Annotated in this window: 18 protein-coding genes; all 18 read right to left on the reverse strand. The window is 36.7% G+C overall.

Annotated elements, in window-relative coordinates:
• Window positions 1–27 precede the first annotated feature (27 nt).
• The 18 genes from dsbC to ACFFHT_RS02265 all read right to left on the reverse strand — a co-directional run bounded on the left by dsbC (window position 28) and on the right by ACFFHT_RS02265 (window position 18,105).
• Window positions 28–714 (reverse strand): bifunctional protein-disulfide isomerase/oxidoreductase DsbC, encoded by a 687-nt coding sequence (dsbC, locus tag ACFFHT_RS02180; RefSeq protein ID WP_382373037.1) that lies wholly within the window; start codon window positions 712–714, stop codon window positions 28–30.
• Window positions 715–717: 3 nt separating this feature from the next.
• Window positions 718–1,308: a ribonuclease HII gene (gene rnhB, locus ACFFHT_RS02185; protein WP_382373039.1), complete on the reverse strand. Its 591-nt coding sequence runs from the start codon at window positions 1,306–1,308 to the stop codon at window positions 718–720.
• Window positions 1,308–2,498, reverse strand: a complete 1,191-nt coding sequence (gene lpxB / locus ACFFHT_RS02190; protein WP_382373041.1) for a lipid-A-disaccharide synthase — start codon at window positions 2,496–2,498, stop codon at window positions 1,308–1,310. Before lpxB ends, rnhB begins: the two co-directional genes overlap by 1 nt.
• Before the next feature lie 77 nt (window positions 2,499–2,575).
• Window positions 2,576–3,364 (reverse strand): acyl-ACP--UDP-N-acetylglucosamine O-acyltransferase, encoded by a 789-nt coding sequence (lpxA, locus tag ACFFHT_RS02195; protein ID WP_382373043.1) that lies wholly within the window; start codon window positions 3,362–3,364, stop codon window positions 2,576–2,578.
• Between the two features lies 1 nt (window position 3,365).
• On the reverse strand, window positions 3,366–3,821 hold the full coding sequence (fabZ, locus tag ACFFHT_RS02200; protein ID WP_382373045.1) for a 3-hydroxyacyl-ACP dehydratase FabZ: 456 nt from the start codon (window positions 3,819–3,821) through the stop codon (window positions 3,366–3,368).
• A 26-nt stretch (window positions 3,822–3,847) separates the two neighbouring features.
• Complete coding sequence (gene lpxD / locus ACFFHT_RS02205; RefSeq protein ID WP_382373047.1) at window positions 3,848–4,882, reverse strand: UDP-3-O-(3-hydroxymyristoyl)glucosamine N-acyltransferase; 1,035 nt, start codon at window positions 4,880–4,882, stop codon at window positions 3,848–3,850.
• A 15-nt stretch (window positions 4,883–4,897) separates the two neighbouring features.
• Window positions 4,898–5,431, reverse strand: a complete 534-nt coding sequence (locus tag ACFFHT_RS02210; RefSeq protein ID WP_382373049.1) for an OmpH/Skp family outer membrane protein — start codon at window positions 5,429–5,431, stop codon at window positions 4,898–4,900.
• Between the two features lie 76 nt (window positions 5,432–5,507).
• Window positions 5,508–7,919, reverse strand: coding sequence for an outer membrane protein assembly factor BamA (gene bamA, locus ACFFHT_RS02215; RefSeq protein ID WP_382373051.1), 2,412 nt, complete (start codon window positions 7,917–7,919; stop codon window positions 5,508–5,510).
• A 57-nt stretch (window positions 7,920–7,976) separates the two neighbouring features.
• Window positions 7,977–9,317 (reverse strand): sigma E protease regulator RseP, encoded by a 1,341-nt coding sequence (gene rseP, locus ACFFHT_RS02220; protein WP_382373053.1) that lies wholly within the window; start codon window positions 9,315–9,317, stop codon window positions 7,977–7,979.
• An 11-nt stretch (window positions 9,318–9,328) separates the two neighbouring features.
• The gene (locus ACFFHT_RS02225; protein WP_382373055.1) at window positions 9,329–10,195 is read right to left on the reverse strand and encodes a CDP-archaeol synthase; all 867 of its coding nucleotides are present in this window, start codon (window positions 10,193–10,195) and stop codon (window positions 9,329–9,331) included.
• 12 nt (window positions 10,196–10,207) lie between these two features.
• Window positions 10,208–10,933, reverse strand: a complete 726-nt coding sequence (uppS, locus tag ACFFHT_RS02230; RefSeq protein ID WP_382373057.1) for a polyprenyl diphosphate synthase — start codon at window positions 10,931–10,933, stop codon at window positions 10,208–10,210.
• A 58-nt stretch (window positions 10,934–10,991) separates the two neighbouring features.
• Window positions 10,992–12,179 (reverse strand): 1-deoxy-D-xylulose-5-phosphate reductoisomerase, encoded by a 1,188-nt coding sequence (gene ispC, locus ACFFHT_RS02235; protein ID WP_382373059.1) that lies wholly within the window; start codon window positions 12,177–12,179, stop codon window positions 10,992–10,994.
• A 75-nt stretch (window positions 12,180–12,254) separates the two neighbouring features.
• Window positions 12,255–12,812: a ribosome recycling factor gene (gene frr / locus ACFFHT_RS02240; protein WP_065237278.1), complete on the reverse strand. Its 558-nt coding sequence runs from the start codon at window positions 12,810–12,812 to the stop codon at window positions 12,255–12,257.
• 74 nt (window positions 12,813–12,886) lie between these two features.
• Window positions 12,887–13,615: a UMP kinase gene (pyrH, locus tag ACFFHT_RS02245; RefSeq protein ID WP_382373061.1), complete on the reverse strand. Its 729-nt coding sequence runs from the start codon at window positions 13,613–13,615 to the stop codon at window positions 12,887–12,889.
• Between the two features lie 135 nt (window positions 13,616–13,750).
• On the reverse strand, window positions 13,751–14,599 hold the full coding sequence (gene tsf / locus ACFFHT_RS02250; RefSeq protein ID WP_382373063.1) for a translation elongation factor Ts: 849 nt from the start codon (window positions 14,597–14,599) through the stop codon (window positions 13,751–13,753).
• Window positions 14,600–14,728: 129 nt separating this feature from the next.
• Window positions 14,729–15,478, reverse strand: coding sequence for a 30S ribosomal protein S2 (gene rpsB / locus ACFFHT_RS02255; protein ID WP_382373065.1), 750 nt, complete (start codon window positions 15,476–15,478; stop codon window positions 14,729–14,731).
• A 193-nt stretch (window positions 15,479–15,671) separates the two neighbouring features.
• Complete coding sequence (radA, locus tag ACFFHT_RS02260; protein WP_382373067.1) at window positions 15,672–17,042, reverse strand: DNA repair protein RadA; 1,371 nt, start codon at window positions 17,040–17,042, stop codon at window positions 15,672–15,674.
• 4 nt (window positions 17,043–17,046) lie between these two features.
• A complete protein-coding gene (locus tag ACFFHT_RS02265) occupies window positions 17,047–18,105 on the reverse strand; it encodes a CYTH domain-containing protein (RefSeq protein ID WP_382373069.1) in 1,059 nt (352 codons plus the stop codon).
• Between the last annotated feature and the right edge of the window lie 153 nt (window positions 18,106–18,258).

Consider the following 18,258-nt stretch of genomic DNA (forward strand, 5'->3'; position numbering starts at 1 on the left):
ACACAACTTATTATAATGCGAAAATGATTACGGCTCTTGTAATATCTTCAATAATTCTTTTGGAGGAACGTATCCGCCTAATAATTCACCACTAGGCAAGATCATACTTGGTGTTCCATTTACACCATATTGCAAACCAAGTTGATAATGTTTGGCAATCATTTGTGGTGTTTTAAGCTCTTTTGGTAAGTTACCTTTTTCGGCTTCGTCCAATGCGTAAGCTGGATCTTTTGCTGTCCAAATGCTTTCCATTTGTTGTGCTGCTTGCGATCCTAAACCACCACGAGGAAAGGCAAGATAACGGATAGTGATACCTAAATCGTTATAATCTTTCATTTGTTCATGCAGAATATGACAATAATGACAAGTAATATCCATAAAAATGGTCACTACATACTTTTCATTTTTTGCTGGATACACAATCATCTGTTTAGAAAGTTTATCCACTTGATTCATCAGTAATTTATTAGAAAGATTAACAGGACCTTTATCTGTTACTTGATAAAGGTTTCCATATAACACATATTTGCCATCTTCTGAAATATACACAATCCCTTGATCAGTAATAGCTGTTTTGATTCCTGCTAATGGAGAAGGCTGAATCTCAATATCTTTCACACCTAATTTTTTTAATTCTGCTGTAATTTGTGCATCATCTGCCAAAGTCGTTGTTGCTGTTACTGCTAATAACAGAGCTAACATAGATTTTTTCATAAACTATCCTTTAATGTATTGTTTAACAGGAGCAAAACTTTGCCGATGCTCAGGCAAAATACCATGTTTTGCTAACATTTCTAAATGGAATGCCGTTGGGTAACCTTTATGGCGATCAAAACCATATTCAGGATATTTTTGATGTAACTCAACCATTTCCTGATCTCGTGCAACTTTTGCTAAAATCGATGCTGCACTGATTTCTGCAACCAAACTATCTCCCTTCACAACAGCTTGTGCCTGAATACCCAGTTGTTTGGGAATACGATTACCATCAATTAACACAAAATCAGGTTGGATCGCTAACCCTTGTACCGCACGACACATTGCCAACATTGTCGCCTGTAAAATATTGAGTTCATCAATTTCTTTTGCTTCGGCTCGCCCTAAACTCCAAGCTAATGCTTTTGATTTAATCTCTTCCGCTAAGATTAATCTTTTCTTTTCTGACAGCTTTTTAGAATCTGCCAATCCTTGAATAGGACGTTCAGGATCTAAAATCACGGCTGCTGTTACCACTGCCCCAATTAATGGACCACGCCCTACTTCATCTACACCAGCAATGAATTTTGCCTCTGGATAACAAAATACCATTATATTTTTGCCTCATTTGCTAATACACTCACAACTGCTTCTGCCGCAAGTTTATCTGCATCTTGTTGAATCGAACGATGTAAATCTGTAAACGTTTGACGTAACTGTGCTTTATGGCGTAAATCTGCCTCTTCCATTGAAAAATAAATGGCTAATTTTGCAGCCAATAATTCAGGCTCACACTGTTCCTGAATCATCTCTGGAACTAATAAATCATTAGCTAAGATATTGGGTAATGAAATATAGTTAGTTTTCACTAAACGTTTTGCCAACCAATAGGTACTTGCTTTCATTTTATAGCCAACAACCATTGGTGATTTACATAACATCGCCTCTAGTGCTGCAGTCCCTGATGCTAATAAAGTAGCTTCTGCTGCAATCATTGCTTGTTTCGCATGACCATCAATTAACGTCATTGCTAAATCGGGTGCAACTTGTTGCAAAATCTGTTCGAATTGCTGACGGCGTTTTGCATTTGCCAATGGCACAAGCAATTTAATATCTGGATATTGTTGTTGTAATAAAATTGCCGTTTTAATAAAGGTTTCGGCTAAGAAAGCGACTTCATTATGGCGACTTCCCACCAAAATGGCTAAGTAACGTTGATTAGGATCGATCTGTAATAATTCGCATGCTTCTAAACGATCGGGCTTAAGGGGTAAAGCATCTGCCAATGTATGCCCAATAAAACGACAAGGTACTTGATGTTGATCATAGAATGCTTTTTCAAATGGCATAAATACCAACATCATATTCACTGCTTCGGCAATCTTATGAATTCGATTTTGTCGCCACGCCCAAACAGATGGACTTACATAATGTAATGTTTTAATTCCATGCTGTTTTAATTTAAGTTCAACACCAAGATTAAAGTCTGGTGCATCAATACCAATAAAAATATCAGGCTTAAGGTTAATCAGATTCTCAATTAAGCTACGACGAATTTTGACTAAACGAGGCAAATGTTTAATCACTTCCACCAATCCCATCACGCTAAGTTCTTCCATATCAAATAGCGTTTCACATCCTTCTTGCAACATTTTAGGACCTGCGATACCAATAAATTTGGCTTGTGGATAACGGATTTTTAATGCTCGAATTAATCCAGCACCTAAAATATCGCCTGACGCTTCTCCTGCTACGATCGCAATAGTTGGTGAATAGGTGATCTCAGAAATCATTTGCTCCATTTTTCTCTCCAGAGATATAAATAAACCGCACTTTCTATCTGCTTTCGTCAGATAAAAAGTGCGGTCTATGCAAAATATTAGCGGATAATGCCACGTGTTGAACGTTTAAAGAAATCAATAAAGAAACTAATAGAAGATTCTGTTTCTGCAATTTGTTCAATTTCAGGCATAACTTGTTCTAACGTTTTTTCACTACGATAGATCAATTTATAAACACTACGGATCACATGCAACGTTGGTTTATCAAATCCTCGACGTTTTAATCCTTCGATATTAATACCAAATGGACGTGCATGATTACCTTGTGCCATTACATATGGCGGAACATCTTGGCTCACCATTGAACCACCACCGAGCATTACATGTGCACCAACAATGACAAATTGATGAATTGCAGACATACCACCCACAATAACAAAGTCATCTAATTGTACATGCCCTGCCAATGTTGCATTATTCGCTAGAATACAGTTATTTTTGATTTGGCAATCATGTGCAATATGTGCATTGACCATAAAGAGATTATTATCCCCAACCTTGGTTGTGCCTCCACCTTGAACCGTACCACGATGGATTGTCACGTGTTCACGGATACGATTGTTATTACCAATCACTGTTGCTGTTGGCTCGCCAGCATATTTCAAATCTTGGTTCACTTCACCAATCGTTGCAAATTGATAAATCTGGTTATTTTCACCAATCTTGGTTTTTCCTTTAATGACTATATGAGAATTCAAGACAGTATTCGCACCAATCTCGACATCTTTCTCAATAATACAAAATGGACCAACAACAACATTAGCACCAAGGGTTGCCCCCTCTTCAACAATCGATGTTGGATGGATTTTAGCACTTGGGTGGATCATCTTAAACTCCTCGTCTAGCACACATTAAATCGGCTTCACAAACTAATTGCCCATCAACGGTTGCAATTCCTTTAAAACGCATCACTCCACGTCTTTCACGTTCAAATTCAATTTCTAATAATAGTTGATCGCCTGGGATTACTGGTTTTTTAAAACGAGCATTATCAATGGCAGCAAAATAATATAACTCATTTGGTGAAAGTTGTGTGGTTTTAAAAGCTAATACACCAGCAGACTGCGCTAACGCTTCTAAAATTAACACGCCAGGGAAAATCGGTTTTTGTGGGAAATGTCCAGTAAAGCAAGGTTCATTTACACTCACGTTTTTCACGGCTTTAAGCCATTTACCCTCTTCAAAATCTAACACACGATCAACCAATAAAAATGGGTAACGGTGTGGCAAAAGCTGCATAATTTCGTCGATATCAACTGTTCTTGGTTCTCGTTCAATTGTCACTTTGGTTGCCCCTTAATATACTTTTATCACTTATGGATATTTTTAATTTGTTTTTCTAATTCTTTTAAGCGTTTATTCATCTCACTAATGCCCAAAGTTAAAGCAGCTGTTTTACGCCACTCTTTATTTGGTTGTAATGGAATACCCGAAGAATAAACACCTGGCTCTGTAATTGGGCGCATAACCATTCCCATACCGGTTACAGTTACACCATCGCAAATTTCCATGTGTCCATTAATTACACTTGCGCCACCAATTAAGCAATAACGTCCGACATGTAAACTTCCAGCCATAATCACACCACCAGCAACCGCAGTTCCTGTTCCGATATGAACGTTATGTGCTATTTGACAAAGATTATCTATAATCACATTATCTTCGATCACTGTTGCATCTAATGCACCACGATCAATGCAGGTACAAGCACCAATTTCGACATGATTACCAATAATCACTGTTCCTGTTTGTGGAATTTTAATCCATTTTCCACGTTCATTTGCATAACCAAAACCATCGCTACCAATCACAGCTGAAGATTGGATTAAGCAATCTGTACCAATTTCAACTTCATGATAAACAGATACATTAGCCCATAATTTTGTTCTCGCACCGATTTTGGCATTTTTACCAATAAAACAACCCGCTCCAATACAGACATCATCACCTAATACAGCCCCATCCTCGATAACTGCATTAGCACCAATGCTTACATTTTTTCCTAATGTAGCTGTTGGTGAAATGACTGCACTGTCGGCAATCTCTGTTGCTGGTTTTGGCGTATTGTCCATATATTGAGCCAAAATTGCATAAGCAACATAGGGATCTTTAACCACAATAATATTTTGTGTTTCGGCACAATAAGGAATATCCGCTTCGCTTACTAATAATGCTCCTGCTTTACTTTCTGCAAGCAATGAACGAAATTTTGGATTGGAAATAAATGTTAAATGTTGTGATGTTGCACGCTCTAAAGGCGCTATACTTTCAACGAAAATATCGGCGTTACCCTTAAGAGTACCGCCGACTTTTTCCGCCAACTCACTTAGACGGTATTGTTGCATAATTCCAGCTAGTCCTTATTTTTTAGCTGGTGCAGCTGCTGGAGCTAATTTATCCATAACATCTTTAGTAATGTTTTTACCATCTACTGCGTATGCTACTGCGTTAGCATCGATTACAAAAGTATATTTCTTCTCTTGTGCAATAGAATTCACAACTTTTTGGATAGATTCTACAACTTTATTTTCTTCTTCTGCACGACGTGCATTGATTTTTTGTTGTAATTCGCCAGCTTCTTTATCATAGTCAGCACGTAATTTATTGATTTCATCTTCACGTTTTTTGATATCTGCTTGACGTAAATTTTTACCATCTTTTTGTAATGCTTGGATTTTATCTACGATGACTTTTTCTTTTGCACGTAATTGTTCAACTGGTGCTTTAAATTCTTCATCTAATTTTTTCAATGCTGCTTGACGTTCTGGTGAATTTTGGAAAATGTAAGCTGAATTGATAAATGCAATGTTCTCTTCAGCATTTGCTACTGAAGCAAATAATGCACCACTTGCTAAAGCTAAAGTTAAACCAGCTACTTTTAAAGATTTTTTCATAAAAACTCCTAAAGAATATTATAAATTGAGTTAAGTATTTAGAGGGCTTTAACTTAACTGAGCCCTCATAAGATTCTTAGAATGTTCCACCAATACTAAATTGGAACTGTTCTACATCATCGCCTTCATATTTTTTGATTGGTTTTGCATAAGAGAAAACCAATGGCCCAATTGGCGATTGCCATTGGAATGAAATCCCTGCAGAAGCACGAATACGTGATGGGTCACTATAATCCACTATGCCATATTTTTGCGATAATGATTTATCCCATGTTGTATCCCAAACACTCGCTGCATCTACAAAGAATGATGTTCTGACCGTAGTTTGATTTTTATCACTCACAAATGGAGTTGGAACAATTAATTCAACACTCGTTGTTGCCATGGCATTACCACCAACAACATCCGAACTTTGTCCGCCAGCATAACAGATAAATTCATTATGAATATTACCATCACGACATCCTGCTGGAGAATTATCAGTTAAATAAAATGCATTTGGTCCTATCGCTCCATAAGAGAAACCACGCAATGAACCAATACCACCAGCGGTATAGTATTGATAAAACGGTAATTTTTTACCACCAAACCCATTCGCATAATTAAGGCTAGCTTTACCTGATAATACCCAAGTTTCTGCACGATTCAACGGATAATAGCCAACAATATTTGCATTTAACTTGTAGTATTTATTATCTGAACCTGGAATACTAATACGTCCACCAATATTTGCTTTTATCCCTTGTGTTGGGAAGAAACCACGATTTAAGCTGTTATAGCCCCAACCCAAACTAAAATCAAAATCATGATTTGAAAATTCCCAACTATCGGCATTAATCGATTTTAAGTATAAAGATCTTTGATATTCTGGCTGGATATCCTTTAATTTATTGTGAGCATATCCTAAACCTAAATAGTAAGAGTTATTTTCATCTACAGGAAAACCCAATGTCGTATCAATACCATAAGAGGTTTTAGAATAAGAGGCTTGATAATTATTCTTTGAGTTATCATATGTTTCATAGAAAATATTTCCACCAAGACTTACACCATCTTTTGTGAAATATGGTTCATTATAACCAAGCGCTATACTCATACCATAATCATTACGTGTACCAGATAAACTTGCTGACGCACCAGTTCCCAAGAAATTATCTTGTTTTACACTTGCGTTATAACTTAAACCACTTTCTGTACCATAACCAATCCCAAAGTTAATGCTACCCGTATTACGTTCTTTCACTTTATAGATGACATCCATTTGGTCAGTGGTACCTTTTACCATTTCAGTAGAACTATCTACTGTTTCAAAGAAACCTGTACGCTCTAAACGAAGTTTCCCTTGTTGAATCGCAGATAAAGAGTATAAAGATCCTTCTTGTTGACGCATTTCTTGACGTAATGTTTTATCAGCACTTGAATCATTACCCTTAAACAAAATATTACGGACATAGTAACGATGACCCGCATCTACAACATAAGTTAATTGCACTTCATGTTTTTCTTCATCAAACTCAGGTACTAAATTGACTTGTGGAGCAGCATAACTGTTATCACCAAGAATCTGCTTAATACCATCTTCAACATCTTTTGCATTGTCACCGTTAAACAATTCACCCACATAAATTTTCTTTAATAATGGTTCCATTTCTGGCATTAAACCAGCTGTATCGCCAACAATACGAACACCGCTCACTTTATATTGTTCACCTTCAGAGACATCGATTGTGATAGCAATATCTTTTTTATCATCACTCACTTTTGTTTTCACATCAGTGATATTAAATTTTGGATAACCCTTATTTAAATAGAAAGTTTTGAGCGCTTGTAAATCATTTTGGAATTTTTGTTGATCTAATTTACTACTCGCAAATAAATTCCACCAAGATACATCTGGTTGAGTATCCATTTGCTCTAATAATGTTTTACGATCAAATACTTTATTCCCTTCAAAATTAATCTCTTTGACTAAAGCACGATCACCTTCTGTAATATTTAATTTCACATTAGCTTGATTACTTGCTACTTGGTCAATATCAAAATCAACTTTTGCATTATAAAAACCAATTGAATGATAGTAATTTACTAATTCATCACGAAACGCATTGAGCTTTTCACGATTTAATAAACTACCCGCTTTAATATCATTCGCATTTAAATTATCTTGTAGCGCATCTTTTGGAATAGAATCATTTCCAGAAAATTCAAGATTATTAATTACTGCACGTTCCGCAATATGAAGCACTAACGTATTACCTTCCCGAGAGGCTTGTACGTTAGAAAAAGAACCATTTAGGTAAAGTGCTTTAACAAGCTCTGAAATATCTCTATCTGTAATGGTTTGCCCTACTTTTACTGGTAAACGCTCTAAAATTGCGCCTTTATTACCTTCTGATACGCCATCTAACCGAATATCTTTTACAACAAACGGTGCTGCGACACTCACGGTACTACTAAATAATAAACTGGTTAATAAAAGTTTCTTCATATTGCTCAATCCTGTTGTTTTCAATAACAGCAAAAACCTTATAGTTTAACTGTCACATTATAAACGCATTATATCATTAAATAACACAAAAACTGTAAGCCATAATAATAAAGCGACACCAATACGATACGCGATATTCTGAATTTTTTCTGGTACAGGCTTTTTAGTGATTCCTTCAATTAAAAGGAATACAAGTTGTCCACCATCTAATACAGGCAATGGAAATAAATTCATAATCCCTAGATTTACACTAATTAATGCCATAAAGCGTAAAAAATAGGTTAAGCCATTTTCAGATGATACTCCTGCTCCTTGAGCAATAGAGATTGGACCACCCAAGCTGCTTAGACTCACTTCCCCTGTAAAAAGTTTTCCAACAATCTTAATCGTTGCCCAAGAAAGTTGTCCGACCATTTGCCAAGAATGTGATAACGCAGACAATAAACCATAACGTTGCGTTTCAATATCTGTAGCACTAACTCCTTGCACAACTGGGACTAACCCAACATATGGTTTCCCTTTTTCATTTAATTGTGGAATTAATTCAATACTTTTTATGATACCTTGTCGCTCAACACTAATTTGTAGAGATTGATTTGCTGAATGTTGAATCTTCTGCACAAACTCTGTCCAAGTAAGTTTTTCGCCGTTCACAGCTAAAATCTTATCGCCAATTTGCAAACCACTTTTTGCTGCTGGTGAATTATCGGCTACTTTAGCAATCACATTTTCCACTTTTGCTCGTTTAGGTTCGATACCTAATGCGGTAAATGCAGTTTCATTACTTGGATCAAATTTCCAATCTGAAAGATCGATTGTGCGGTGGATAAGATTATCTGAACCTTCATCTTGCAAACTAAATTCAACATTTCCATCCCCCATCTTCGCCGCTAATACTAAATTCACATCTTCCCAATTATGAATAGGCTCATTATCAATCGCAGTAATACGATAATTTGTAGGAAACTGTGCTTGTGCAGCTAATGAATCTTGACGTAACTCAGCAATAATAGGTTTTAACGTTGGAATTCCGATTAAATAGACAAGCCAAAAAGCGAAAAGAGCAAATAAAAAATTAGCCAATGGACCCGCTGCATAAATCATAATACGAGAAAGGACAGGTTGACGAGTAAATGATTTAGCAAGTAATTCAGGCGGCACCTCTTCATTACGCTCATCTAGCATTCTGACATAACCACCAAGTGGAATTAGCGAAACAACAAACTCTGTACCATGTTTATCTGTTTTCCGCCAGAGTACTTTACCGAATCCAATCGAGAAACGTTGTACTGCTACTCCGCATTTTCTTGCCACCCAAAAATGCCCGAATTCGTGTACAAACACTAATACAGCAATAACAACAATAAATGAAATAACAGTCCACAAAAATGATGGCATAAATTATCCAACTAAGTTAGTACAAAGAAAAAGGCACAAAATACAGGTAACGCAGCTGTTAAACTATCTACACGATCTAAAATCCCACCATGTCCAGGGATTAATTGGCTACTATCTTTAATCCCACAATGACGTTTAAACATACTTTCCGTAAGATCACCCAAAATTGATACCATTACAGTTAGTACTGATACAGCAACCAACTCGGCAAATGAAAGATTTGTTGCTTCATATAGTGGTGTAATAGTTAAAAAGATTGCTGCAACCACAATCGTTAAACAAATACCACCAATAACACCTTCCCATGTTTTTCCAGGTGAAACTTTTGGCGCTAATTTATGCTTACCAAATTTTCGACCTGCAAAATAAGCACCTGTATCAGCAGCCCATACTAATAAGAATACATATAAAAGTAAGACAATTCCTTGATAACTGCTGCTGTTATACTGATAAAAACGCAATGCTAATAAACTTAAAAAGAAAGGAGTCAACGTAAAAAACGCAAATAAAAGTTGTGCAATCGCAGATGAACCCCAGAAGGTCGTACTTTTTGGATAGCTAATCACTAAAATAAAGGCAATCATCCACCATACCAACGAAGCGACTATCAACAACTCCGAAACATCATTTAAAATTTTACCACTGGCAATAAAATCGCTATTCGCATAAATAAATAGATAAAGTAACGCAGCAGCAATACTCGTAATAATCCAACGTAAAATAGGTTGTTTAACTTTAGCAAATTGGGTCCATTCCCAAACCGCTAACACAACTAATAATGCACAAGTACACGCAAATAATAGGGGCGGGAAAACAAAGAGCACAATAAATACTAGACTAACTAATACCAGTGCTGACAAAATTCGAGCCTTTAACAAAATAAACTCCTATTATGATCTTTTAGAAAGTGAGCCAAAACGACGCTCTCGTTGTTGATAAAAATCCAGTGCTGCTTCAAATTCCATTTCTGAAAAATCTGGCCATAAAACCTCAGTAAAATAGAGTTCCGCATATGCCACTTGCCATAATAAAAAATTACTAATTCGTTGTTCGCCACTGGTACGAATTAATAAATCAACCATTGGTTGTTCTGCTGTTGTTAAATAATCGGCAAATTTTGTTTCATCTAATTGTTGTAAATCTAATTTACCCGCTTGTACTTCTGCACAAACACGCTTAGTTGCCTGTAAAATATCCCAACAACCACCATAATTTGCAGCAATATTTAACGTTAATTGAGTATTATGTTGTGTTAACTCTTCCGCATGGCGAATACGTTTTTGCAAACCATCGCTAAAACGAGAAATATCACCTAAAACTTTTAAACGAATATTATTTTTATGTAATTTTCCGACTTCCAGATCTAACATCCGCACAAATAAATCCATCAACGCATTCACTTCATGTTCTGGACGTTGCCAATTTTCACTACTAAATGCGTATAAAGTCAGATATTTGATACCAGTTTGTGCAGCATAATAGACAGCACGTCTGACAGCTTGAGCTCCATTACGATGACCAAAAACTCGTAATTTACCTTTTTGTTTAGCCCAACGTCCATTGCCATCCATAATAATTGCAACATGTTGAGGAATATTTTCAGGATCTAACGCCATATAATATTTAAAATAGTGTGACTAATATCGAGCGACAATATACCACGCAAGTGATTAATTAAAAACTTAAAATCCTATCATGAGCCAATTCTCTGGCGATTTTATCAACGGCTAAAACATCTTCTACTGAAGTAATCAGTTGACTTGGAATTTTCTCTACCACAAAACGATTTAATTCAGCAATTTGAGTAAATTTAATTTGCTCTTGCAAAAAAGCGGCAACCGCAACTTCATTTGCTGCATTCATTGCCGTGGTTGCATATTGTCCAGCATCAAATGCTTCAATCGCTAATTTTAAATTTGGGTAACGTTGAAAATCTGGTGTCATAAAGGTTAACTCAGAAATCTGCGTGAAATCTAATGGTGCCACGCCAGATACAATACGCTGTGGATAAGACATTGTTTCTGCAATCGGGGTTCGCATATCAGGATTTCCCATCTGAGCAATAACACTGCCATCGATATACCGTACCATAGAATGAATAATAGATTGTGGATGAATAATGATCTCCATTTGTTCTGCACTAGCATTAAATAACCAACGTGCTTCAATATATTCCAATCCTTTATTCATCATTGTTGCTGAATCAACGGAAATCTTTGCCCCCATTGACCAATTTGGATGTGCAATCGCTTGTGCTGGTGTAATACTCTCAAATTCATCTAAAGGTTTAGTTCTAAATGGACCGCCTGACCCCGTCAAGACAATTTTACTGATGCCTAATGCAGCTAAATCACAAAAACCAATATTTCGTTGTGCTTCTACTGGCAAAGATTGAAAGATCGCATTATGCTCACTGTCAACAGGTAACAACGTTGCCCCATATTTCTTCACCGCATCCAAGAACACTTGACCACAAGTAACTAATGACTCTTTATTCGCTAATAAAATTCGTTTTCCAGCTTTAATCGCCGATAACGTTGGTAATAAACCTGCCGCCCCAACAATCGCTGCCATCACCATATCGACTTTTTCATGGGCAGCTAATTCACAAATTGCCTCTTCACCCGCCACGACTTCTGTCGCACAACCTTGACGTTTTAGTCTTTCAGCAACTTGTTTTGCTGCTTCATGATTCGCCATAGCGACAAACATAGGTTCAAACTCTAAACACTGTTTTGTCACTAATTCGACATTACTATTCGCTACCAAAGCAAAAACTTGATAATTTTTATTGTGCTTAATAACAGACAAGGTACTTTGACCAATAGAACCAGTAGAACCTAAAATGATGATATTTTTCATGATATGCGTGGCTTGTAGTTAAACAATAAAAAAATAACTGGCGCGACCTGATCACGCCAGTTATAAAAAAATTAATTAGAAATCCATTAACTCTTTTTCTTTTTCTGCTAATGCTTCATCAACTTTCTTCACATAAAGATCAGTTAATTTTTGGATCTCTTCTTGTGCTTTACGTTCTTCGTTTTCACTGATTTCTTTATCTTTTAATAATGCTTTAATTTTATCATTTGCATCACGACGAATATTACGCACCGCAACACGTCCTTGCTCAGCTTCACCACGAACAACTTTAGTTAAATCACGACGACGTTCTTCTGTTAAAGGCGGTAATGGAACACGAATTGTTGTACCGGCAGAAGCTGGATTTAAACCAAGATCTGAAGCCATAATCGCTTTTTCAACCGCAGAAATTAAACTACGATCAAAAACTGTTACTGCTAATGTACGTGCATCTTCAGCAACAACGTTAGCAACTTGGCGTAATGGTGTCGCTGCACCATAGTATTCCACATGAATACCATCTAATAAACTTGGATGAGCTCGTCCAGTACGAATTTTAGAGATTTGGCTTTTTAACGCTTCAACGCTTTTTTCCATACGTTGTTGCGCTTCATCTTTAATTGTTTTAATCACATTATTTTCCTTTTTAAATTAAGTTGAATAACAACTGCTGCCGAATTTTAACTAATGTAACACTTTTTTTAAATCTATTTTTTATCAGTAATTAAGGTACCCTCAGCTTCACCTAATACCACTCGACGTAATGCACCTGGTTTATTCATATTAAATACACGAATTGGCATACCATGATCTCTCGCTAAGGTGAACGCGGCTAAATCCATCACTTTTAATTCTTTTTCTAATACTTCTTGGTAAGTTAATTGTGAATATAATTTTGCATCTGGATTAGTTGCAGGATCGCAATCATAAACACCATCCACTTTTGTTGCTTTAAGCACGACATCCGCTTCAATTTCAATACCACGCAAACAAGCAGCCGAATCGGTAGTAAAGAAAGGATTGCCTGTACCTGCAGAGAAAATCACAACTTGTCCTTGTCTTAATAAGCGAATTGCTTGTGCCCAACTATAAGTATCACACACGCCATTAAGAGGAAATGCCGACATCAATTTCGCATTTACATCTGCACGATGTAATGAGTCACGCATTGCTAACCCATTCATCACGGTTGCTAACATCCCCATATGGTCACCAACAACACGATTCATCCCTGCTTTCGCTAATTTTGCTCCACGGAATAAATTGCCACCACCTAATACAACCGCAACTTGTACACCTAATTCCAAGAGATCTTTAATTTCTGCCGCCATACGATCCAAAATAGAAGGATCGATCCCAAAGCCCTCTTCACCTTGTAATGCTTCACCACTAAGTTTAAGTAAAATACGGTTATAAATTGGTTTTAATTGACTCATTGTGATTTTCCTTCTTATATTGTTGTGAAAATATAAATAAATAATTTCCTACTTAAATTAAACATCGAAAAACACTTGTTTATATTTTCAGCTTATAAAAAAAGCGAGTTACCTCGCTTTTTTTCATATCGCTAATTATGCTTTTGACATCGCAGCTACTTCAGCAGCAAAGTCAGCTTCAACTTTCTCAATACCTTCACCAACTTCTAAACGGATGAAGTTAACAACTGTTGCACCTTTTTCTTTCAATAAGTCACCAACAGTTTTTGATGGATCCATAACAAATGGTTGGCCAGTTAAAGACACTTCACCAGTGAATTTCTTCATACGACCTTCAACCATTTTCTCAGCGATTTCGCGTGGTTTACCAGATTGCATTGCAATGTCCACTTGGATTTGACGTTCGTGAGCAACAACTTCAGCTGGAACATCTGATGGATTTACATAATCTGGACGGCTTGCTGCAATGTGCATTGCAATGTGTTTCATTAATTCATCATCCGCATTTTCAGCAGCAACTAATACACCGATTTTTGCACCGTGTAAATATGAACCTACTGCTGCACCATTGATTGCTGCAACACGACGGATATTCATATTTTCACCAATTTTCGCAACTAATGCAGCACGTTTATCTTCAAAGTGTGCTTTTAATGCTTCAATATCAGTTACTTTGTTTGCTAATGCATAATCAGCCACTTCATTTGCTAACGCTAAGAAACCAGAATCTTTTGCAACGAAGTCTGTTTCACAGTTCATTTCAACTGCCACACCGTAACCATCTTGGATACGTACTACGATTACACCTTCAGCAGCAACACGACCAGCTTTTTTAGCTGCTTTTGCTTGGCCTGATTTGCGCATATTGTCGATTGCTAATTCAATATCACCGTTTGCTTCAACAAGTGCTTTTTTGCACTCCATCATACCTGCGCCAGTACGTTCACGAAGTTCTTTTACTAATGATGCTGTAATTTCAGCCATTTTTAAATCCTCTTTCTGTGTCAGTTAGACCACATTTTATATAAAACAGGGAACCCTAATGAGTCCCCTGCTAACCAATTAGTTTACTGTGGTTAATAAGGGATTTAACCTTATTAGATCCCAATAAGATTATTCTGCTTTTGCTTCAGCTTCTGCTGCTAATTCTTCAAAAGCTTCTTCTGCAACTGCACCTTGAGCTTGTGCTTTACCTTCTTTCACAGCGTCTGCTGCTGCAGTTAAGTAAAGTTGGATTGCTCTTACTGCGTCATCATTACCAGGAATCACATAATCAACGCCATCTGGATCAGAGTTAGTATCAACAATCGCAAACACAGGAATACCAAGATTATTTGCTTCTTTAACTGCGATATGTTCGTGATCAGCTGCGATAACAAATAACGCATCTGGTAAACCGCCCATATCTTTGATACCGCCAAGACTTAACTCTAATTTTTCCATCTCACGAGTACGCATTAACGCTTCTTTTTTGGTTAATTTATCAAAAGTACCATCTTGAGATTGAGTTTCTAAATCTTTTAAGCGTTTGATTGATTGACGAACTGTTTTCCAGTTAGTCAACATACCACCTAACCAACGGTGGTTTACATAGTATTGTTGGCAATCTAATGCTGCTGCTTGTACTGGATCAGTTGCGGCACGTTTAGTACCAACGAAAAGAATTTTACCGTTATTTGCTGCAATACGTTTTAATTCTTCTAACGCTGCATTAAACATAGGTAAAGTTTTTTCTAAGTTGATAATATGAACGCCATTACGTGGTCCGAAAATGAATGGTTTCATTTTTGGATTCCAGTAACGAGTTTGGTGACCGAAATGAACGCCAGCTTGTAGCATTTCACGCATTGTAACTTGTGCCATAATTTTTTCCTTATTTAATTGGGGTTTAGCCTCCACATATCCCTAAACAATCGACCGTTTGGCACCCCGATTGTTAGTATAGATATGTGTGTGAAATAATAAATTTGCCTTTCAAAAATTTTACGACAAAAAGGCGGTGCGTTTTATACCATAAAACGCATAGAAAACCAATGCTTATCGATAAATATTTTATCTAAAAACCATCTAATACTTGTAAAGCGTCACTCAATTTTTTCACCACAAAAACCTGCATATTCTCAATCGGATTTTTAGGACGATTAGCATAAGGCACAATAGCTCGGCGAAAACCGTGTTTAGCTGCCTCACTAATTCTTTCCTGTCCACTTGGTACAGGACGAATTTCACCTGCTAGCCCTACTTCTCCAAATACAACCAAATCTCGTGGTAACGCTCGATTACGGAAGCTAGAAATTAACGCTAATAACAATGCAAGATCTGCACTGGTTTCACTGACTTTTACACCGCCAACTACATTCACGAAAATATCTTGATCTGCCATTTGTAAACCACCATGGCGATGTAATACCGCTAACAACAAAGCAACACGATTATGATCCAATCCTACTGCTACTCGGCGTGGATTGGCTAACATTGAATGATCGACTAAGGCTTGAATTTCGACTAACAATGGGCGAGTTCCTTCCCATAATACGACTACCGAACTACCAGGCGTTTGTTCTTCGCCACGACTTAAAAAAATTGCAGATGGATTTTTCACTTCTTTTAAGCCTTGCTCTGTCATACCAAATACACCAAGCTCATTAACAGCACCAAAGCGATTTTTTTGACTACGCAAGGTACGAAAACGAGAATCTGCTTCGCCCTCTAATAAAATCGAACAGTCTATGCAATGTTCTAATACTTTTGGTCCAGCAAGCGTACCATCTTTCGTTACATGCCCTACCATAATAATGGCAACTTGTTTGGTTTTCGCATAACGCGTTAAAAAAGATGCGCATTCACGCACTTGCGCTACACTTCCTGGTGAGGATTGAATATCTGCTAAGTGCATCACCTGAATGGAATCAATCACCATAATTTTAGGTTGTAATTGATCGGCTAACAGACAAATTTGTTCAACAGAGGTTTCTGAAAGTACCTGTAAATTTTCCGTAGGTAAATTTAAACGCTTTGCCCGCATTGCTACTTGTTGCAATGATTCTTCCCCAGTTACATATAACGTCGGCATTTGTTGTGCTAAGCCACACATTACTTGCAACAATAAAGTACTTTTTCCAGCACCAGGATGCCCACCAATTAAGATCGCACTACCAGGTACAATACCACCGCCTAGTACCCGATCTAATTCATTAAATCCACTACCAAAACGTGGCAACTCTGACAAACTAATTTCAGATAATTTTTGTACTTTACTGCCACTTGCCCCAGCATAACCACTAAAGCGATCATTTTTACTTGGAGTGCTTGCTAGTCTGACCTCTGTAATGGTATTCCATGCTTGGCAAGCACTGCATTGCCCCTGCCAACGTGCATATTCTGCACCACAATCATTACATACGTACGCTGTTTTTACTTTTGCCATTTTCTTATTTCAAGGTAATTTTTAATAGATTAATCATTCTTTGCAGATACTTGCCACGAGAGGTTAATTCCAATAATTGTTGAATTGCTTTGGTATGATCTTGTTGTTCAACATGACGTGCAATAATTTGTTTAATTTGCTGATAAAACAATTCGTTAGCATCTTTCAGTTCATCAATTAACTCATTAGTGTGACTTAATTGTTCCTGCTCCACTACTGAATGCAAAAATAGTTCATCGCTACTGTAATACTGATATAAATTAAAAAATAATCCAATTAACTCTGTAGTAGCAAAACCATCCAAGGCACATGCTTGTGCATTAACTTTTTCTAAATATTTTAATAATTGCCATTCATAATCTAATAATGCAGAAACTTTTTGCACTGCTGAATCGAAAGGTTGATGCAATAAATTCCGCCAATCCTCAATAGAAACTGGCTTAAAACTTTTCCCTAATCCAGCTAATTGATAACCTCTTTCTGCTTTACTTTCTTGTCCAATTCTCATCCCATCAAGGAACAGGAAGTTTTGTACAAAATTCAATACATCAATCACCGCCCCCATTTTTAATTCAATTTCAATTTCACTTATCGGTGCTTGTTGTTGATTAGCTTGAATTTTTCCCTGATCAATCGCAATCTCCAACTGCGTACCACTACCAGTTTCCAGTACATAATAATCTCGCTGAAAATCTGTACTAAAAATTGGAACTAATGAAGATTGCAATTCCGCATACTCTCGTGCTAATTGTAATTCTGGATATTGATTAAATAACATAAGATCTGGCGTTGGTTCGAGTAAATCAACATTATATTCTGGGCGAATATGTAAGCCACCTTGCACATTCCCTGCTGTTTTTAATGTCATCGTATAAGATTGCTCTTCCTTTCTTACACGCAATCCCATTTTTTGTTGAGAAAAGAAATGATCTTGGGTATCAAAATAAATATTTTGACTAAAAACCTGTTGTTGCTTAAGTAATTTAAAGTGGCTAAGTTCTTGTTTTATACTATTGATAACATCTTGATTTGCCAATAATTTTAACTCTATTTCTGGCGACATATTATATTTCTCACTTTTAATGCTAAATATTGCTACTTTAACAAATTTTTTCCTCACTGCACAAAATAAAATCTTGTAACTGTAAAAAGGTCTATTGTAAAATTCGCGCCAGTTTTATCTTCCAAAATTTGCTTAAAAACTCACAGTTAAGGA

The organism is Gallibacterium melopsittaci (genome assembly GCF_042433085.1).
Lineage (GTDB): Bacteria > Pseudomonadota > Gammaproteobacteria > Enterobacterales > Pasteurellaceae > Gallibacterium > Gallibacterium melopsittaci.

Excerpts from the sequence above, each read along its gene's own strand:
- tsf (WP_382373063.1), bottom strand. The coding sequence starts at position 14,599 with ATGGCTGAAATTACAGCATCATTAGTAAAAGAACTTCGTGAACGTACT.
- rpsB (WP_382373065.1), bottom strand. The coding sequence starts at position 15,478 with ATGGCACAAGTTACAATGCGTGAAATGCTACAAGCTGGCGTTCATTTC.
- dsbC (WP_382373037.1), bottom strand. The coding sequence starts at position 714 with ATGAAAAAATCTATGTTAGCTCTGTTATTAGCAGTAACAGCAACAACG.
- lpxB (WP_382373041.1), bottom strand. The coding sequence starts at position 2,498 with ATGGAGCAAATGATTTCTGAGATCACCTATTCACCAACTATTGCGATC.
- uppS (WP_382373057.1), bottom strand. The coding sequence starts at position 10,933 with ATGGCGTTAGATCCTGAAAATATTCCTCAACATGTTGCAATTATTATG.
- pyrH (WP_382373061.1), bottom strand. The coding sequence starts at position 13,615 with ATGAGTCAATTAAAACCAATTTATAACCGTATTTTACTTAAACTTAGT.
- ispC (WP_382373059.1), bottom strand. The coding sequence starts at position 12,179 with ATGAAAAATATCATCATTTTAGGTTCTACTGGTTCTATTGGTCAAAGT.
- rseP (WP_382373053.1), bottom strand. The coding sequence starts at position 9,317 with ATGCCATCATTTTTGTGGACTGTTATTTCATTTATTGTTGTTATTGCT.
- rnhB (WP_382373039.1), bottom strand. The coding sequence starts at position 1,308 with ATGGTATTTTGTTATCCAGAGGCAAAATTCATTGCTGGTGTAGATGAA.
- lpxA (WP_382373043.1), bottom strand. The coding sequence starts at position 3,364 with ATGATCCACCCAAGTGCTAAAATCCATCCAACATCGATTGTTGAAGAG.
- lpxD (WP_382373047.1), bottom strand. The coding sequence starts at position 4,882 with ATGCAACAATACCGTCTAAGTGAGTTGGCGGAAAAAGTCGGCGGTACT.
- bamA (WP_382373051.1), bottom strand. The coding sequence starts at position 7,919 with ATGAAGAAACTTTTATTAACCAGTTTATTATTTAGTAGTACCGTGAGT.
- ACFFHT_RS02210 (WP_382373049.1), bottom strand. The coding sequence starts at position 5,431 with ATGAAAAAATCTTTAAAAGTAGCTGGTTTAACTTTAGCTTTAGCAAGT.
- radA (WP_382373067.1), bottom strand. The coding sequence starts at position 17,042 with ATGGCAAAAGTAAAAACAGCGTACGTATGTAATGATTGTGGTGCAGAA.
- ACFFHT_RS02265 (WP_382373069.1), bottom strand. The coding sequence starts at position 18,105 with ATGTCGCCAGAAATAGAGTTAAAATTATTGGCAAATCAAGATGTTATC.